The 16,419-nt window shown below is 66.3% G+C and carries 10 protein-coding genes; 4 read left to right on the top strand and 6 right to left on the bottom strand.

The genetic code is table 11. The features are described 5' to 3' along the window. Nucleotides 1-582: 582 nt before the first annotated feature. Nucleotides 583-2,214 carry a hypothetical protein gene (locus tag AAF604_19045; GenBank protein MEM7051770.1) on the top strand — a complete coding sequence of 544 codons (1,632 nt, stop codon included), beginning with the start codon at nucleotides 583-585 and terminating at the stop codon, nucleotides 2,212-2,214. Between the two features lie 96 nt (nucleotides 2,215-2,310). Here the strand turns inward: AAF604_19045 and AAF604_19050 are convergent, their stop codons facing one another. The 3 genes from AAF604_19050 to AAF604_19060 all read right to left on the bottom strand — a co-directional run bounded on the left by AAF604_19050 (nucleotide 2,311) and on the right by AAF604_19060 (nucleotide 5,722). Beyond that, nucleotides 2,311-2,901 carry a hypothetical protein gene (locus tag AAF604_19050; GenBank protein MEM7051771.1) on the bottom strand — a complete coding sequence of 197 codons (591 nt, stop codon included), beginning with the start codon at nucleotides 2,899-2,901 and terminating at the stop codon, nucleotides 2,311-2,313. Between the two features lie 29 nt (nucleotides 2,902-2,930). Next, nucleotides 2,931-5,213, bottom strand: a complete 2,283-nt coding sequence (locus tag AAF604_19055) for an amidase family protein (GenBank protein MEM7051772.1) — start codon at nucleotides 5,211-5,213, stop codon at nucleotides 2,931-2,933. Between the two features lie 263 nt (nucleotides 5,214-5,476). Further along, nucleotides 5,477-5,722 (bottom strand): hypothetical protein, encoded by a 246-nt coding sequence (locus tag AAF604_19060; protein ID MEM7051773.1) that lies wholly within the window; start codon nucleotides 5,720-5,722, stop codon nucleotides 5,477-5,479. Nucleotides 5,723-5,860: 138 nt separating this feature from the next. Between AAF604_19060 and AAF604_19065 the strand changes: the two genes are divergently transcribed. Next, entirely contained in the window at nucleotides 5,861-7,630 is a 1,770-nt protein-coding gene (locus AAF604_19065) for a right-handed parallel beta-helix repeat-containing protein (protein MEM7051774.1), read from the top strand. A gap of 54 nt (nucleotides 7,631-7,684) precedes the next feature. Here AAF604_19065 and AAF604_19070 read toward each other — a convergent pair whose 3' ends face one another. Continuing rightward, a complete protein-coding gene (locus AAF604_19070; GenBank protein MEM7051775.1) occupies nucleotides 7,685-8,302 on the bottom strand; it encodes a helix-turn-helix domain-containing protein in 618 nt (205 codons plus the stop codon). 131 nt (nucleotides 8,303-8,433) lie between these two features. Between AAF604_19070 and AAF604_19075 the strand changes: the two genes are divergently transcribed. After that, on the top strand, nucleotides 8,434-9,144 hold the full coding sequence (locus AAF604_19075) for a CPBP family intramembrane glutamic endopeptidase (protein ID MEM7051776.1): 711 nt from the start codon (nucleotides 8,434-8,436) through the stop codon (nucleotides 9,142-9,144). A 210-nt stretch (nucleotides 9,145-9,354) separates the two neighbouring features. Beyond that, complete coding sequence (locus AAF604_19080) at nucleotides 9,355-9,900, top strand: hypothetical protein (GenBank protein MEM7051777.1); 546 nt, start codon at nucleotides 9,355-9,357, stop codon at nucleotides 9,898-9,900. A gap of 113 nt (nucleotides 9,901-10,013) precedes the next feature. Here the strand turns inward: AAF604_19080 and AAF604_19085 are convergent, their stop codons facing one another. Together AAF604_19085 and AAF604_19090 are read right to left on the bottom strand one after the other, a co-directional pair. Further along, the gene (locus AAF604_19085) at nucleotides 10,014-11,612 is read right to left on the bottom strand and encodes an NAD(P)/FAD-dependent oxidoreductase (protein ID MEM7051778.1); all 1,599 of its coding nucleotides are present in this window, start codon (nucleotides 11,610-11,612) and stop codon (nucleotides 10,014-10,016) included. A 154-nt stretch (nucleotides 11,613-11,766) separates the two neighbouring features. After that, nucleotides 11,767-16,125 (bottom strand): M36 family metallopeptidase, encoded by a 4,359-nt coding sequence (locus tag AAF604_19090; protein ID MEM7051779.1) that lies wholly within the window; start codon nucleotides 16,123-16,125, stop codon nucleotides 11,767-11,769. Nucleotides 16,126-16,419: the final 294 nt, after the last annotated feature.

A 16,419-nucleotide genomic window follows, 5' to 3' on the forward strand; every position in this document is an offset into this window, starting at 1 on the left:
CCGGGGGGCGGCACGGCCGCCGCGACGGGAGAGGAGGCCCAAGAACCACGCTTCTTGGGCCGGAGAGGGGCGCGTAGCCCCTCTCGGAACGAATAGCTAGCAGCGCTGGAAAATCCGCGAAGCGGACTTTTTCAGCAGCCTGCTAGCAGGTTGCTGAAAAACTCATGGCCATCTGCTCCCGGGTCCTAGGGGGCTCGGCTGCGACGCCGTGAGATGGGGTGAGGCCCTGCGCGGGCCGCCGAGAATCTGCCCTGATTTCGGGACGAGCCGGCGAAGGGGTGCCCAGCCCCTCGCCGGGCGCCCCTGAAGTGACAGGCTCTGCAGAGCCGTCAGAACAGAGCACAAAGACAGCGCTCCTCCCGCGCCACTTTTCTGGAGCTCAATTCCTTCATCGAGGAGAGCCTCGCAGCTCCCAAGCTTGTGGCCCGCGAAATGCTGTCGTGGGAAGGGCCAAACGGCGCCCGCTCCCAAAGCCGAGCAGCGAACCCATCGATCGGTTTCGTTGGACAACTCCCTGAGAATTTCCGCACGGATGTCCGACTAACCCTCCAGAACCTCTTCATCAACTTCTGGGGGACGGAAATGACCACCATCGCCGCTCGCGTTGTGAGCATCTCGTACCAACGATTTCGACCCTTACTACTGTCGACGCTCTTGACCGGGATCCTTGCGTCTTCTCTTGATGCGCAGGGCATTGGTGTCACCGTGTCGATTCCCGACGAGCCGATCCCGGTCGGCGCACGAATCGATGATGCGCTGCAGGTTCAGTTGGTCGACAGCCAGGGACAACCCCTTTCAGACCGTAATCGAGTCTTGGAAGTCGAAGGGCTCAAGGCCATTCGGTTCTTCACGAACGGCATGGTTCATAAAAAGGTCAACGCCCCTGCATCGAGCAAGCTGGGAGTGGGCATCGACCTTACCGGCCAATCTCCCCAGACCGAGGTCGCAGTCTTCGCAGTCCGAGTCTGGAGCGCAGGAACCGTGCAATTGGAGGAAGTTCACACGCTCTCCCTCACCCAGGTGCAGGTGAAGGCCACCTTCGTGCCTAGCGGGCTTGCCGCCGGGCAACGACACGTCGACGCGCTGAAGCTGCAACTCGTGGGCGATGAGCTCTCGAGTTCCCTTCCAACCGAGCTGCTGAAACACTCACAATTCGTCATTCGGGCCCAGGGAAACGGCCGGCTCTTCACCGGCGCCACCGATGCCCCGAGGAAAACCGTCACCGTTGACGCCTCGGATCTCGGGACCGCCCATGTCTCTTTGGACCTCACGGCCCTCGATTCGAACTCTCCACCTGGTCCCGTGATCCTCGAAGTACGGGCGGTGCGCAACAACACACCGCTCACCACGGATCCCCTGATGGTGACCGTCAACGTCACCACCGACCTCGCCGAAAACCTGCGTAGCGACCGCGTCGCCTCCGAGCTCTTCCTCGGAAGCACGTTTCGCTTTGAATACAACGAAGAGGGCGACAGTGAGGGCTTCGGCACCGCGGATCCGGTGGTGCGTCTCAACGTCGATCACATGTGGGGAATCGACAAACCTTGGAAGCTTCATGGCTCATTTCGCGCTTTGACCAGCAGCTTCGCCAGCCAACTCGGCGAGATGGAGATGCCGCCGATGATGCCAGAGGACGGGATGAACGGTGACGATGGCATGATGGAAGGCGACGACATGATGGAGGAGACGCCGCAAGATGGAGAGGATGACTCTGAGGCCGTAGAGTTTGTCGACTTCTACTCCGGAACCCTCAACCTTCTATGGCAGCCCGCCCGGCTGACCCGAATCAAGCCCACTTCTCGGGATTCGGACCGGCCGTTTGACGCCACCCGCCTCGGGTTCTTTACGCGCGCAGGCTTCATCACCCGCGACAGCGTCGACAGCAACACGGACACTTCCATTTCATTCTTCAACGCCGGTGTCGCCTTCACCCTCAATCAAACCGCTGCGGCGACCAAGGAGCACGACAACGTCAACTCTTTCCCTGTGCTCTTCACCGAGATCTCGGGGGCCTATTACGAAGAGTTCGGCAACGAAGACGACCGACACTGGCGCCTCGTGGTCGATGCCGGATTTCGACTCGCCAACACCGCAAACGGAATCGCACCGTTTTACGTCGGCTTGCACCTCAACGCAGGCGAGGGGGTCGACGACCACCGGATCTATGCCGGCTTCCTACTTCAGCTCGATCGTCTTCGCCAGCTCGTCAAATGAGGACCGGGGAGAGGCAGGAGGCGAGCCGATGACGACCCCCAGAAACGCCTCGCAGGACGACGCGCTCGCCGATCTCCGCCTCGGGTTCCTGGGCGATCAGCTTCCGGGGCTTTGGAGACAGCAGAAGAAGGCGCTCTGGAAGAGGTAGCAGCGAGGCTCGAGGTTACCGCCTCGAGCCGGACACGCGGGCGCCTCGGCACCGCAGCCGGCGAGCTCACAGGTCGGCGGCAAGGAGGGGGTTTCGACGCCGAACTCACCGCCCTGGGTGAGGGTCTGCCCGAAGGCGTTCGAGATCCGCAGGAGGAGCGGGGCGGCGCCGGTCCAGGAACCGGCGAGGGGCGCCGTCAAAGTAATCGGCAGGCGAAAGCTGACGGTTTCGAAGACGCCGGGAGCGATCGCCCCCTCGGGCACCGCCAACCGCCATCGGACCTTGCCGACGTCGAGGCCCGGGAGCACCGCCGGTGGCGCCGCCAGAACTTCTAGCGGCCCAGTGACCGTAGCCCCCGGTGCAAAATCGAGGTCGAAGGCCGTGCCGGCGGTGACGTTGAAGATTTCAAAAGTGATGGGCACGCCGTTGGCGACCGGTCCATCCACCGCCTCGAGTTGAGCCTGGGCCGCGAGGGCCGGCAAGAGCGAGACGAGCAGGCAGAGTAGCGAGCGAAGGGCGAAGGGGCGGACGTTCGGCACGGGATTCTCCTCTGCGGTCGGATGGAACCTCACAACGGCGGCGTTGCGGCCGGCGGCCGACGGTGACGAGTGGCCTGCTCGTAGGCATAGGCCAAGGCGAGGAGCTTGGCTTCGCTCCAGGCATCGCCCAAGAAGGTCATCCCCACCGGCAGAGAGCCCTGCACCAAGCCCATCGGCACGGTCACCGCCGGGAAACCGCTGTGCGGCGAGAGGTCTTGGCTATTGTCGCCATGGGGCGTGTTGAGGTCGCCGATGCGCCGCGGCGGATTGCTCCAGGTGGGATAGATCAAGGCATCGAGGCGCTGTTCCTCGAACCGTTCCCGAAGCTCCGCCGCCAGCGCCTCGCCGTGGGCCCAGGCCTGTCGGCAGGTCGGGTTCTCTTCCGGCGATCCCTCGATGCCCAGGAAATAGCGGATCCCGGAGGCGACCGAAGGGTGGAACTTGCCGGAAGCTTCGATGGCGGCCAGGCTGTCGAAGGGCGCCGCCTCCCCCAGGCTCTCTAGATAGCGGTCGAGATCCCACCGAAAGCGCGGACACCAGCGCTCGTCCGGTGGCGTCTGATCGAGCCATGAAATCGTCACCGGGTCAACGATCTCGGCGCCCTCGGCGCGCAGCACGGCGAGGGCCTCTTCGAACCGCCGTCGCACCTCCGGATCGCCTTCGTCACGGTCGGCGAGCTGGCGAACCACCCCCATGCGCTGGCCCTGCAAGGCCTCGCCATCGAGCAGCGCGGCATAGGCGATCGGGTAGCGATTGCGCGCCTTCGCGGTCACCGGATCCGCCGGATCGTAGCCGGCGATGACATCGAGGAGACGCGCCGCATCCTCCACCGTGCGCGCCATCGGGCCGCCGATGTCGTGATCGAAGTAGAGGGGGACGATGCCGTCCCGGCTGGTCAGGCCCATGGTCGATCGGACACCGACCAACAGGTTGTGGGAGGACGGACCACGAATCGAGTTGCCCGTATCGGTGCCGAGGCCGACGGTACCGAGGTTGGCAGCGATGGCGGCGGCCGTGCCGCCGCTCGAGCCCGCCGGCACGCGATCCAGGGCGTAGGGGTTCTTGGTGTGACCGGGCAGCGCCGAACCCACCGTCTGGTAGGGCGAGAAAGCCCACTCCGCCATGTTCGACTTGGCCAGCACGATGGCACCGGCGGCGCGCAGCTTGCGCACCTGGGTGGCATCGTCCGGCGGCAGCGAGCCGGCGAGGGCCGAAGAGCCGGCGGTGGTCGGCAGGTCGTGGGTGTCGTAGTTGTCCTTGACGACCACCGGAATGCCGTGCAGCGGGCCGCTCATCTGTCCCGATTCGGCGAGCTCTCGATCGAGCGCCTCCGCCCGCTCGAGAGCCTTCGGATTGAGGCTGACCAGGCTGTTGAGGGCCGGCCCCTGCTGATCGTAGGCAGCGATGCGATCCAGGTACTGTTGCACCAACGACCGGGCGGTCAGGCGGCCGGACCGCATCGCCGCGTGGATTTGGGCGATGGTGGTCTCTTCGAGACGCCACTCGCCCGGCGCCCCCGCCGCCGCCTGCTGTGAGGCGGCGCGCGGCACAGCGGCGCGCGGCATAGCGGCGCGCGGCACAGCGATGGTCGCCCGACGCTGCCATTCGACGGACTTCTCGACCAGCCGACGCAGCTCCACCAGGGGCTCCGGATCGTCGTCGACCTGCAGCCGCAGCACGACATCGTTGTTGAGCCAGACGCCACCTTCGGGCCGCACCACCAGCAACGCCGCCGACTGCATACCGCGCTTGTCGCCGCCAGCCACCTGCCCGGCCTCGAGAGCCGCCAGCAGGCGCTCGGCGAGGGAGCCGGTCGTGCTCTCGAAGGCCGCAACCATCGCCCGCGGCACCGCTTCCCCGGCGAGCAGGTTGCCCTGGGCGGTACAGAATCGGCCGCTCTCGTGGCCGGCCCAGTCACTGGCCTGGGCGCCGGTGTGGGCGACATAGGCACCGCGGCCATCCATCACCGCAAACTGGCGACCGGCCTTCGGCCAGTCCTGCGGCAGGGGATCCGGATCCTCCGCCAGCAGGCGTTCCGCCACCGCCGCCGGCGACAGCCCCTCGCTGAGTAGCTCGATGCCCCGCGGGCCGTAGCTGACGTCGACCCAGGCCTGGGTCGCCACCACCCCGACCCCGGCCTCGGCCCAGAGCACGCCGTTGCCGACCGCGAAGACTCTCGACTGCACCGCCCCACCGACCTCGCCGGTCTGCGGGTCGTAGCCGAGGATCGAGTAGGTCGCGGCGGCCGGACCGCCCACCAGGACGAGGGCGATCATCAACAGCGAGGAAAGAGCGAGTACGCGTTGGGCCATGGCTGTTCTCCGGAAAGCTCCCCGCATCGCGGGGCTGCTCCAGATTCTAGCCCGAGCCTCTCACCCCGATACTTCGGCCATCGCTCTCAAAGTGCAGAGCATCCGCCGACGCTACGACGTTCGGTAAGAGCCCCGGAGTCCAACCTTCTGCGATCGCAGGGCGACGCCAGGAGAGCTGTCTCCGGGTCGGCCTCTGCGCCGGACAGCGGGTCAGCCCAGTGGCAGGCCGAAGGCCCCACCCGCTGCCGGCGCAGACTCCGGCTTCACGGCCGAGAGCGGATGGTCCCGCGGGCCCCGTCGTCGGAACGCTCGTCGGGCTCCTGACAGTCCTCTTGCTCGGACTCGCCAGGGAGGGATCCCGGCGACGCTGCCGACGGCGAGGACTCGACGGGCAGCGCCGCCGCCAAGGACGACGCGTCGGCCGGTGGAGATGTCAGGGCGGCGAGCAGAAAGATGGCCGCCAGCACCAGGATGGCGAGTAGCAGCGGCAGAACGATTTGCTTCTTCATCGACAGGGCTCTCCGGGAGGTTGAAATCGACGCCGCCAGTCTCGCCGTCATCGGGAAGAGGCGAAACTGGCAGAAGAGTCATTTTGCGCAACGAAAATGCCACCCTCCTCACATGCCACCGCGCATAGAATCGTAGCCATGAGCCACTTCTTGCGTGCCTTGATCATCCTCCTCGGATTACCCAATGCCCTCTGGGCCGCCGATGCCGTCATCGCCGGCGCGATTCGGGTCGACGCCACCTACGAGAATCTGGGAGTCCGGTGGTCGATTGGCGGCGACGACGACGGCGACAGCCGGCTCACCCTCGAGCTCCGGCGCGCCGGCACCACTCTCTGGCGAGCCGCCGCCCCTGCCCTCGGAGCGCGCCCGGAGCTGGTGGTCAACGGCTCTCCCCTCGGCCTGCACTACTGGGCCGCCAGCGCCCTGTTTCTGGAGCCCGACACCGCCTACGAGCTCCGCCTACGGCTCGAAGACCCGGATGGCGGCAGCACGACTCGTGTCCTCACCGCCAGCACCCGGCGACCGATCCCGGACCCGCCCCCGGGCCGGTTGCGCTACGCAGTTCCGGGTACCGGCGGCGGCAGCGGCAGCCTCGGCGATCCCTTTCGCGGCCTCCAGGCCGCCGCCGATGGCGTCGTCGCCGGCGATGTGGTGTTGGTGGATGCCGGCCTCTACGAACCCTTCGCCATCGCCACCAGCGGCAGTGCAGGGGCGGTGATCGCCTTCGTCGGCCCGCCGGACGGATCGGCCATCGTCGACGGCGGCGGGACCGACCGCGGTGTCGTCACCCTCGGCACCGGTGGCTCGGCCCCGGTGTCCCACCTGCTGGTGCAGGGACTGACCATCCAGAACGGTCGCTGGGGTGTCGACCTCCAACACTCGAGCGACATCGTCCTGCGGCGTAACCGCATCCGCGATGTCGACTTCGGCGTCCTCAACCGCCGCGCGGCGGACCTCGAACGGCGCCAAACGGTGTGCGACAACGTCATCCTCGGACGGACCCCCTGGCCCGGCAGCGGCATCCCCGCCGAGCGAGGCATCGACCTGCGCGGCCATGGGCACGTGGTCTGCCACAACCTCGTGCGCGACTTTGGCGACTGCATCTCGGTGCAGCCCTTCACCGGCGACTCCTTCGGCAACGACGTCTTCGGCAACGACGTCGCTCGCTGCGTCGACGATGGCATCGAGATCGACTACAACCAATCGAACGTCCGAGTGTGGCGCAACCGGGTCTACAACGCTCGCATGGGAGTCAGCGTGCAGCCGATCGCCGGCGGCCCGGCCTACATCCTGCGCAACGAGCTGTTCAATCTCGAAGACAAGCCGATCAAGCTCCACAACTCTCCGGCGGGCCTGTGGGTGGCCCACAACACCGGCGCCAAGCGCGGCAATGCCGTCCACGACACCGGCAGCTCCAACTGGCGCAATGCGGTCTTTCGCAACAATCTCTGGCTGGGCACCGAGTACGCCTTCGAGTTCATCAACATCTCGTCCGATGGTTTCCGGGACTTCGACTACAACGGCTGGGGCACCACCCGCGGCGGTTCCCTTCCCCACTTCAAATGGAACAACGTGCGTTACGACACCCTCGGCGACCTGCAGGGTGCGGTCGGAATCGAGCTCCGGGGCGTCACCGTCGCCTTCGACGACCTGGTCGACGCCACCCTACCGGCGAGCTGGGATGTCGAGGTGGCACCGGCCAGCCGGGACCTGCGCCTCGCCAGTGCCCTGCCCCGCGACCGCGGAGAGGCTCTCCCGAACCTCAACGAACCCTTCGTCTTCGATGGTCGGCCCGACCTCGGAGCCTTCGAGGTCGGTAGCGCTCCACCGGCCTACGGGCCGCGGCGGTTCATCTTCCGAGACGGCTTCGAGTCCGGCGACACCGACGCCTGGCAAACCGGCCCCTAGGCCGAGCTTCTCGCCAGATCTCTCGGCGGAAGTTCCGGCGAGCCCGATCGCCGGTCAGGAATCCGGCACCGGTGTCGGGTAAAGAGCCAGAATCAACTGGAACTCCACCGCATCGGCGCACTCATCGGCATCCTCGGTCGCCTTGCGCTCCTCCGACTCGGCACCGAGCTGATCGATCAGCCTCTCGAGCTCACCCTGCAGCCACTCCAGTCGGGACCGCGGCACGCTCGCCTTGAGCTGCGCGATCATCGGTAGGACTCCCTCCAGATCTCGCCCCTCGAGGGCGCGAATGTCCTCCGCACCGCGGCTGAGGAGCTCGCTGCCCATCTTGGTCCAACCGCCGGCGTCGGGGTCCGACAGCAGAAGCTCGTCATCGACTCGAAAGGCCCGTGCCACGCCCAGAAAGTACTTTTCCAGGGTGCCGCGATTGGGACGGGTGGCGTGCAGCTCGATCAGGCCTGCCTTCTCCAAGGTCTCGACGTGGTGGTAGAGCTTGGTGGTCTTTTCCCCCAGCTTCTCGGCGACCTGCTTGGTGGTGGCGGGGCCGACACAGAAGACCTCGAGAATCCTCATCCGCAGCGGGTCCGCCAGGGCCTTGAGCTGGGCGACGTCTCGGATCGTGAAGTACGCCAGGGACGGCGGCTCCGGGGCGATGGATGGATCGTCTGCCATGGCCGGAGCCTAGCATGGAAAATTCCCATTAATAGGAAAAATTTGAATAATAGGAAAAACCCTGCTACGGTGAATTCAGCTCCGGTGCCGTGCACCGCGACATCACCTCAGATCTTCGGGAGACAAACCCCATGAGCCTGGTTATCGAACTGATCCTGATCGGCGGTTTCTTCGTCCTCTACCCCATCTTCGGCGGCCTCACCTATCGCGGCCAGCAGCGCGCCATCCGTGCCGGTCGCATAAGCCGCTGGCGCCTCTACAACGAAATCCTCCTCGCCGAGTGGGCGGCGACCCTGCTGGTGGTTGGCTACTGGATCTTGGAGGGGCTCTCCTGGCGCGAGCTCGGCCTGACCGGCCCCTGGAATCGCGCCACCGCCATCGCCTGGGTGCTGGCTCTGGTCGCCGTCGGCGCTCTCGCCGCCCAGGTGCTGATCGGTCGTCACAAGGATGAGTGGCGACGCCAGGTCCGCAGCCAGCTCGACGCCGTCGACGGGCTGATGCCGACCAGCCGCTCGGAGAGCCTCGGCTTCACCGCCGTGGCCTTCACCGCCGGTTTCTGTGAGGAGGTGCTCTACCGCGGCTTCCTGTTCTGGTGGTTGCAACACCTCGGCCTCGGCACGATCGCCGCCGCCGCCGGCACGGTGATCTTCTTCGGCGCCGCTCACCTCTACCAAGGCTGGCTGGGCGGTTTGCGGGCGGCCGCCGCCGGGGTCTTCCTGATCGCCTTGACGGTGCTCGCCGGATCCCTCTGGCCGGCCATCGTGCTGCATGTCCTGGGCGACCTGGTGTCCGGCTGGACGGCACGGGTGGCGCGCGCCGAGCCGACGCCGTCGCCCGCCTGACGCCAGCCGGAGGGCGGTTGGAATCCTTTCGGCCGCCAGTTCGTAGGAGTGATCAGAAGGGGCGTGGGTGCCGGCCACCGATCCGGCGTCCACGCTCGTCACCCCGGCACAAGGAGATCCACGGCGCAGGTGAAATATTCACCACCGTGGTGCGTTTCTCGGGGGAGAACTCGGCACCAGGACCGGCACCATCCAAGGAGACTCCGCAGCATGTCACGACCGCGCAAGCACCTCATAATCTGGTTCGTACTCGTCGCCCTTTCGCTTCCGCTGACGGCCTGGGCGCAGGGCGCAGGGCCACGCACCATGGGCAACTCCGGGTTGACCCTCGACGCTGCCAGCATTGGCGATCAGCTCACCATCAGTAGCTCCGACAAGACCACCCAGAAGATGGATCTCCTGCGCGAGCTGTCCTATCTCGAGCCCAACCGCTGGCAGGCCTCGTCGGTGACCTGGTTCCGCTTTCAGAAGAACGACGACGGCTCGATGATGATCACCGAAGAAGGGTCCGGCATCGTCGGCGACCTTTCGGCGTCCAAGAAGTGGACCGTCGAGGCCCTCGAGGACGGCGGCTGGAAAGCGACGCCCAAGAAATCCGGCGGCAAGATTGATCTCTACCTGGCCACCAAGTATCGCGGCGAAGACTACTCCGTCGGCGCCGTGGTGCCGAAGTTCGACGAGGAGGCCTATGGCGCCGTCTATCGCGGCACCGACTTCCTCTTCTTCGTCGTCCAGAAGAAGCACCCCGGGGCTTAGTTTCCAGGGGGGCTAAAGGCGCCTCCCTCAGCTTGCGCGGCTCGGCCCGCACGCATATGTCGTGCGGCTCGCGGCCAGCCAGGCCTCAATCCAATTCAGGGCTCCTCGAGAGGTCACTCCAGGCTCAGCGCCACCGCTTCGGCGACTTTGATGCCATCGATCGCCGCCGACAGGATGCCGCCCGCATAGCCGGCCCCTTCCCCCGCCGGGAAGAGGCCGGCGGTGTTGAGGCTCTGCAGGTCGTCGCCGCGCTCGAGGCGCAGCGGCGAGGAGGTGCGGCTCTCGACGGCGCTGAGCACCGCGTCGTCCATGGCGAAGCCCGGCAGCTTGCGATCGAAGACCGGCAGCGCTTCGCGAATCGCCGCCACCGCGAACTCCGGCAAGGCCTGTGAGAGATCCCCCAGCCGCACTCCCGGCGTGTAGGACGGAGTCACCGAACCGAGACGGGTCGAGGGTCGGCCGGCGAGGAAGTCACCCACTAGCTGCCCAGGGGCTCGATAGTCGCGGCCGCCGAGTTCGAAGGCGCGCTCTTCCCAGAAACGCTGCAAGGCGATGCCGGCGAGCGGCCCCCCGGGGTAATCCTCCGGATCGATCCCGACCACGATGCCGGCATTGGCGTTGCGCTCGGCGCGGTCGTACTGACTCATGCCGTTGGTCACCACCCTGCCCTCTTCGGAGGTCGCCGCCACCACCGTGCCACCGGGACACATGCAGAAGCTGTAAACCGACCGACCGCTCGCACCGTGGTGCACCAGCTTGTAATCGGCGGCGCCGAGGATCGGGTGCCCGGCCTGGCGACCGAAGCGGCGCTGGTCGATCAAGGCCTGGGGATGCTCGATGCGGAAGCCGATCGAGAATGGCTTCGGCACCATGTGCACGCCCCGCCGATGCAGCATCGCGAAGCTGTCGCGAGCGCTGTGCCCGAGAGCGAGCACCACCCGCTCGGCGGCCATCCGCTCACCGCCGGCGAGACGCAGCCCGATCACTCGATGCTGCGCGTCGAGCTCGAGGTCTTCGACCTTGTGGCGAAAGCGGATCTCGCCTCCCAGGCCTTCGATCTTGGCGCGCATGCGCTCGACCATCTTGACCAGTCGGAAGGTCCCGATGTGGGGCTTGCCGACGTAGAGAATCTCGGCCGGAGCACCGGCCTCGACGAATTCCTCGAGCACCTTGCGGCCGCGATGGCCCGGATCCTTGACTTGGCTGTAGAGCTTGCCGTCCGAAAAGGTGCCCGCACCGCCCTCCCCGAACTGGGCATTGGATTCCGGATCGAGGCGCCCCTTGCGCCACAGGCCGAAGGTGTCGACGGTGCGCTCGCGCACCGCCTTGCCGCGTTCGAGAACCAGCGGCCGATAGCCCATCTGAGCCAGAACCAGGGCAGCGAAGAGGCCGCACGGTCCCATGCCGACCACCACCGGCCGCTGAGCCAGCCGCGGCGGGGCCTGAGCAACGAAGCGGTAGGTCGCGTCCGGCGTCGGCCCGATCTCGCTCTGGCCGGCGTGGAGCGCCAGCAGCTCCGCTTCGCGCGCGCTCTCGACGTCGACGCTATAGATCAGCCGCACGGCGCCTCGCCGGCGGGCGTCGGCACTGCGCTTGAAGACCTTCAGGGAGCGCAAATCGCCTTCTCGAACCCGCAGCCGCGACGCCACGGCGGCGCGCAGCTCGGCGTCCGAGTGTTCCAGCGGTAAACGGAGGTTGCGAACTCGAATCATGGGCCTTTCCCTCGACTCACCGCCGACGGCGACGATCTGCGAACTCTAGCCCATGCCTCGACCGACCGAAATGCAACGGGCCCGGCCGAAGCCGGGCCCGAAGGGTCCTCACGAGGCGAGCCGGGATCCCCGCGGGAATCCTGGCTTCATCGCCTTACGGTTGGCAGATCGACAGATCGTCGATGCCCGCTTCCACCAGATCCCCCTCGGAAGGACCATCGGCCACCTGCACCCGCAGGCGAACCGTCGAGCCGGCGGGAATACTGGCGGTCGCCTGGGTCCAGGCGGCGTTGATCTGGATGTCGCCGAGGGAGACCACCGGCGAGTAGGTAGCACCATCGTTGGTGGAGACCTCGAGCAAGAAGAAGTCACCACTGTCGTCTCCAGCATCGCGCTGGCCGTGGAAGTACCAGACGGCGAGATCCGAAGCCTGCGCCACCGAGTACGGCGGCGAGGTCAGAATGCAGGTGCCGCCATCGACGTCGGCATTGCCGGCGCTGGTGTTGCTGGCGGTGAACAACGCCGTCCCCGAACCGGTGGTGTGATCGCCGCCCACCTGGGTGGTGACCCCACTGTTGGTCTGCTGCGTCGGCGTGCCGGCAACGAACGTACCCGTCGTGCAGTTGCCGCTGGTCTGCCAGCCGGCCGTGCTGCCTTCGAAGTTGTCGTTGACGGCGCAGCCCACGGGCACGTCCTCGTACACCCGCACATTGCGGAAGCGGCTGTCGTTGGTCAACGCACCAGCGTCCTTGTCGTTGACCAGCACCAGGAACATCGAGCTGCCGGTGTAGTACTGACCGACCGGGATGGTGTAGCTGGTGAAGTTACCGCTGCCATCGTAGTTGTCGAAGTCGTGGTTGGCGCTGCCCCAGTTCTGGGTGCCGTGCACCTGGAACACCCGGACGGCGTTGCTGATGTTGTCGTCCTCGTCGAAACCGATGCCGTGGATCTCACCCTCGGAGGAGGACGAGAACTCGAACTCGATCACCGTGTTCGGCGTGACCGTGAAGGTCTGCGAGGTACGACGCCAGGTGTTCTGCTCGAGCAGGATGGTGTCGCCACCGTCCTCGACGGTGACGTCACTGCTGTTGTCCTGGCCCGAGTAGGACACCGTGCCGGTGGCGCTCCAGTCGATGCAATCGGTGCAACCGCCACCGATGGCGTTGACCGTCACGGTCACCGTGTCGGAGCCGGAAGCCCCACCGCTGTCGGTCACCGAGGCGGTCACCGTGTGGGTGCCCACCGACAGGGACGTCGTGCTGAAGGTGCCGCCGGAACCGATGGTGCCGTCCAGGTTCGAGCTCCAGGACAGCGAGCCCGTCAGCGTGCCGTCCTCGGTGTCCGTCGCCGTGCCGGTGAAGGTCACCGAGTCACCGTCCGTCACCGTCGTCGGATCGGCCGGCGACGAGATGTTGACGTTCGGAACATCGTTGGTCGGCGCGTTGACCGTCACCGTCACCGAATCGGATCCGGAAAGGCCACCGCTGTCGGTCACCGAGGCGGTCACCGTGTGGGTGCCCACCGACAGGGACGACGTGCTGAAGGAGCCGCCGGAACCGATGGCGCCGTCCAGGTTCGAGCTCCAGGACAAAGAGCCCGTCAGCGAGCCGTCCTCGGCATCCGTCGCCGTCCCGGTGAAGGTCACCGAATCGCCCTGGGTCACCGTCGTCGAGCCCGAGGGCGCCGAGATGTTGACCGTCGGAGCGGTGTTGGTCGGCGTGCAGGTGGAGTTGCCGCTGACCACCACATCGTCGATGAACCATCCGATCTGGTCGTTGTCGGTGTTGTCGACGGTGTTGAAGGTGAAACGCACCTGGATGCTCTGGCCGGCGAAGGCCGAGAGCGAGATGGCGCCGCTCGACTCCCAAACGGAGGTCGAAGCGTCCGACGCATCGAGAGCGAACACGGAAGTGGCGCCGCTGCCGGTGACGATCTCGACCACCGTGGTGTCGAAGGCACCGTTGAAGCTCTCCACCTGACGCAGATACTGGAAGGTCAGGGTCGAGGACGCCGTGACGCCGGAGATCACCGGCGACGTCAGGCTTCCCGTGTTGGGCGAGCCGGCGTTGTAGTCGCAGGACGAATCGATGCCGTAGTAGAAGGCATTCACCGGCGAGGTGTAGCCGTTCTGCGGGCTGGCGCAGGTCGAGTTGGCCGTCAAGTGCCACAGGCCGGTGGCGGTCCAACCGCTGGCGCCGCTCTCGAAGTCGTCCGTCAAGCCACCGCCGGAACCGTCGTCGACCACCACCGTGGCCGAATCCTGGTCCGTACCGCAGGAGGTGGTCGCCGTCACCGTGTAGGTGGTGGTCGCCGTCGGGCTGACGCTGATCTGGGCCGAGGTCTGACCGCCCGGCGACCAGCTATAGGTGTGGTTGGCGAGGGCCGCTGTACCGACCGTCGCCGAATCACCGAGGCAGATGGTCTGATCCGCACCGGCATCGGCCACCGCCGTCGGCTGACAGGCGCAGGAGGCCGGCACCGCGAAGCCGTTGGTCGGGTTGGTCGAGCCGGAGCCGCCGGAGACCGCATCCTCACCGAGACCGAAGGCCGCGAAGGTCTCCCAGATCAGGCAGACGTCGGCACCGCCGTAGTTGTCCGTGGCGGCCTGGATGATGCCGTCGCGGTTGTTGACGAAGGTCGGCGAGCAGGCGGTGTTCTTGAAGCCCTCGTTGAGGTAGAGCATCGCCCGGTGATTGCCGGCGCCAGCCGTGCTGTTGGCCAAGTCCTCATCGAAGCCATGGCGATCGACGAGGGCCCAGAAGACCTCCCAATAGGCCTGCGCCCAAACCTCACCGACACCGTGGGGAATCGCCATTCCCTGGATCGACTCGTAGGTGTGGGTGTTGACTGCCGGGTTCGTCGAGTAGCGCTGGGTCCGAATCCCGGAGCCGCTGGTGGGCTGGTTGAGGGCGTAGGTCCCGATACCGCGCGGGTCGCTGCCCTGGTCGCCGGTTTCGGCGCTGTAGATCAGCGACATCAGGTCGCTCCAGCCCTCACCGGCCTGCTGGTTGTTGTTCAGGCAGCTCGAGTTCGACGGGCCACCGACCTGGCGGGTGGAGATGCCGTGGCCGTACTCGTGGGCCATGATGCCGTTGTCGAGGTCACCGTCCAGATCCGGATTGGGCGACGTCCACAGGCACATCAGCATGGCGCCGTTGCCGCCGTCCGGCGGCGTCGAGAAGAAGGCGTTGTTGGGGCAGCGGAAGTTGCCCGACTGCACCGAGACGTTGACGTAGTCGCCACCGGCACCGCCATTGCCGAAGTTGTTCTGCTGGAAGTTGCCGGCCGCCTCATCGAAGCCGTAGAGGTACTGGATGTCGTGGATGATGTTGTTCCAGTAGAAGGCGTTGGCCGTCGCCGCCGGCTGATACTGACTCGGCGCCTGGTTGAGGTTGATCGGGAAATCACAATCGAGGGAACCACCGCAACTGGTCTCCGATCCTGGCGGAGCGCCGTTGCCGTCCGTGTCCGGGAAGGCGTGGACGTTGTTGCCGCGCATGATCGTGTAGCTGGTCGAGCCGGTGTCGTGCCAGCCCAGGGGCGAGGTCGACAGGGCCGGATCGCTCACCAGGGTCCGGCCGTCGCCGGGCGGTACCGGCGTGGTGTGGATCGGCGACTCGAGGGGCCGCGGGTAGACGCGGTAGCTGTCGTTCTTGGTCCAGTCGAAGCGGGTCCAGATCTTGCCGCTGTGGGCGTCGACGTTGATGTCGTAGTGGTGCACTCCATCCGGCGTCCTGACGTTGAAGTTCCACACCAGACGAGCCTCACCGCGGCGCACCGGCAACCACATCAGGCCGGCCTCGATCTCGTCGAGGGAGAGGCCGCGGGCCTGCAGGCGGGTGGTGCGACGGACGCCATCGGGCCGGCTGAGCTCCCGCACCGCACCGATCGCCAGGCCGAGATGCTCGGCGGCGAGCTCGATAGCCTGGGCGGCCCGCAGCGTCGGCTGGGAGCGATTGGCGGCACTCGCCATCTTGGGCAGGAAGGCGTTGTTCACGCCCATGATGCGCCCCGCACGGTTGACGTTGACGTGCAGCTGGCCGTTGTAGACCGGAATGCCGGCGTGGACCTGACGCAGGTAGATGTGGGTCGCGCCGGTGACCTTGCTCGGCACCTCGTCGGTGACCTCGTGGTTGGCGAAATCGGCCGCATCGAGGCCCAGCAGAGGGAGCTGCGAGTCGAGATAGTCCTTGGCGATGGACATCGCCTCGCCCGCCTTCGGGGCGGTCAAATAGCCCGTCTTGTTGTACAAGGTGCGCGTCGCACCGGTCGTTCCCTCGAAGGTGACCGCGAGCTCCGGCAGAAGGGCCTCCATGACCCCGATACGCTGCTGCTGGAGGGGCTGCGGATCGACCTTGAAGGTCTGGTTGTAGCGCACCCGGGCGTCGAAATCGTTATGGGCATGTCCATCATCGGCGACCGGACCGATCGCCAGGGCCGCTCCCGTCCACAGGAGAGCGGCCCCCACGAGGGCCAGGATCAGGGTCCTACCAAGACGAGTGCTCGACTGCATACTTCCTCCTTGCAAAATCGACGGCGTTCCGAACTCCCGAAGCCGCCGAATCATCGGGCGTAGAGCGCCCCGAAACGCCCATGCGTTTCGCGACAGCTCTCGCAAAACGAATACTGAAGCACGCATAGGTCTTCGAGGCGAAGACTCGATGCGCACCGGGTCCTCAAGGGCCATCCCCCCGGTCGCCCTCTTGAGTTATTCAAGAGATCTACTGATTCTCTAATTGAACTGACGCGGATGGTACCAGGCTGAACGTCAGGACGCAATGACGTACTGCCATCTCAGCAATCGCAA

This window comes from Acidobacteriota bacterium (assembly GCA_039028635.1).
Lineage (GTDB): Bacteria > Acidobacteriota > Thermoanaerobaculia > Multivoradales > JBCCEF01 > JBCCEF01.

Bases quoted from the DNA above. Each gene is read 5' to 3' on its own strand.
- AAF604_19080 (MEM7051777.1), top strand. From the start codon at position 9,355: ATGTCACGACCGCGCAAGCACCTCATAATCTGGTTCGTACTCGTCGCC.
- AAF604_19075 (MEM7051776.1), top strand. From the start codon at position 8,434: ATGAGCCTGGTTATCGAACTGATCCTGATCGGCGGTTTCTTCGTCCTC.
- AAF604_19070 (MEM7051775.1), bottom strand. From the start codon at position 8,302: ATGGCAGACGATCCATCCATCGCCCCGGAGCCGCCGTCCCTGGCGTAC.
- AAF604_19060 (MEM7051773.1), bottom strand. From the start codon at position 5,722: ATGAAGAAGCAAATCGTTCTGCCGCTGCTACTCGCCATCCTGGTGCTG.
- AAF604_19055 (MEM7051772.1), bottom strand. From the start codon at position 5,213: ATGGCCCAACGCGTACTCGCTCTTTCCTCGCTGTTGATGATCGCCCTC.
- AAF604_19090 (MEM7051779.1), bottom strand. From the start codon at position 16,125: ATGCAGTCGAGCACTCGTCTTGGTAGGACCCTGATCCTGGCCCTCGTG.
- AAF604_19065 (MEM7051774.1), top strand. From the start codon at position 5,861: ATGAGCCACTTCTTGCGTGCCTTGATCATCCTCCTCGGATTACCCAAT.
- AAF604_19045 (MEM7051770.1), top strand. From the start codon at position 583: ATGACCACCATCGCCGCTCGCGTTGTGAGCATCTCGTACCAACGATTT.
- AAF604_19085 (MEM7051778.1), bottom strand. From the start codon at position 11,612: ATGATTCGAGTTCGCAACCTCCGTTTACCGCTGGAACACTCGGACGCC.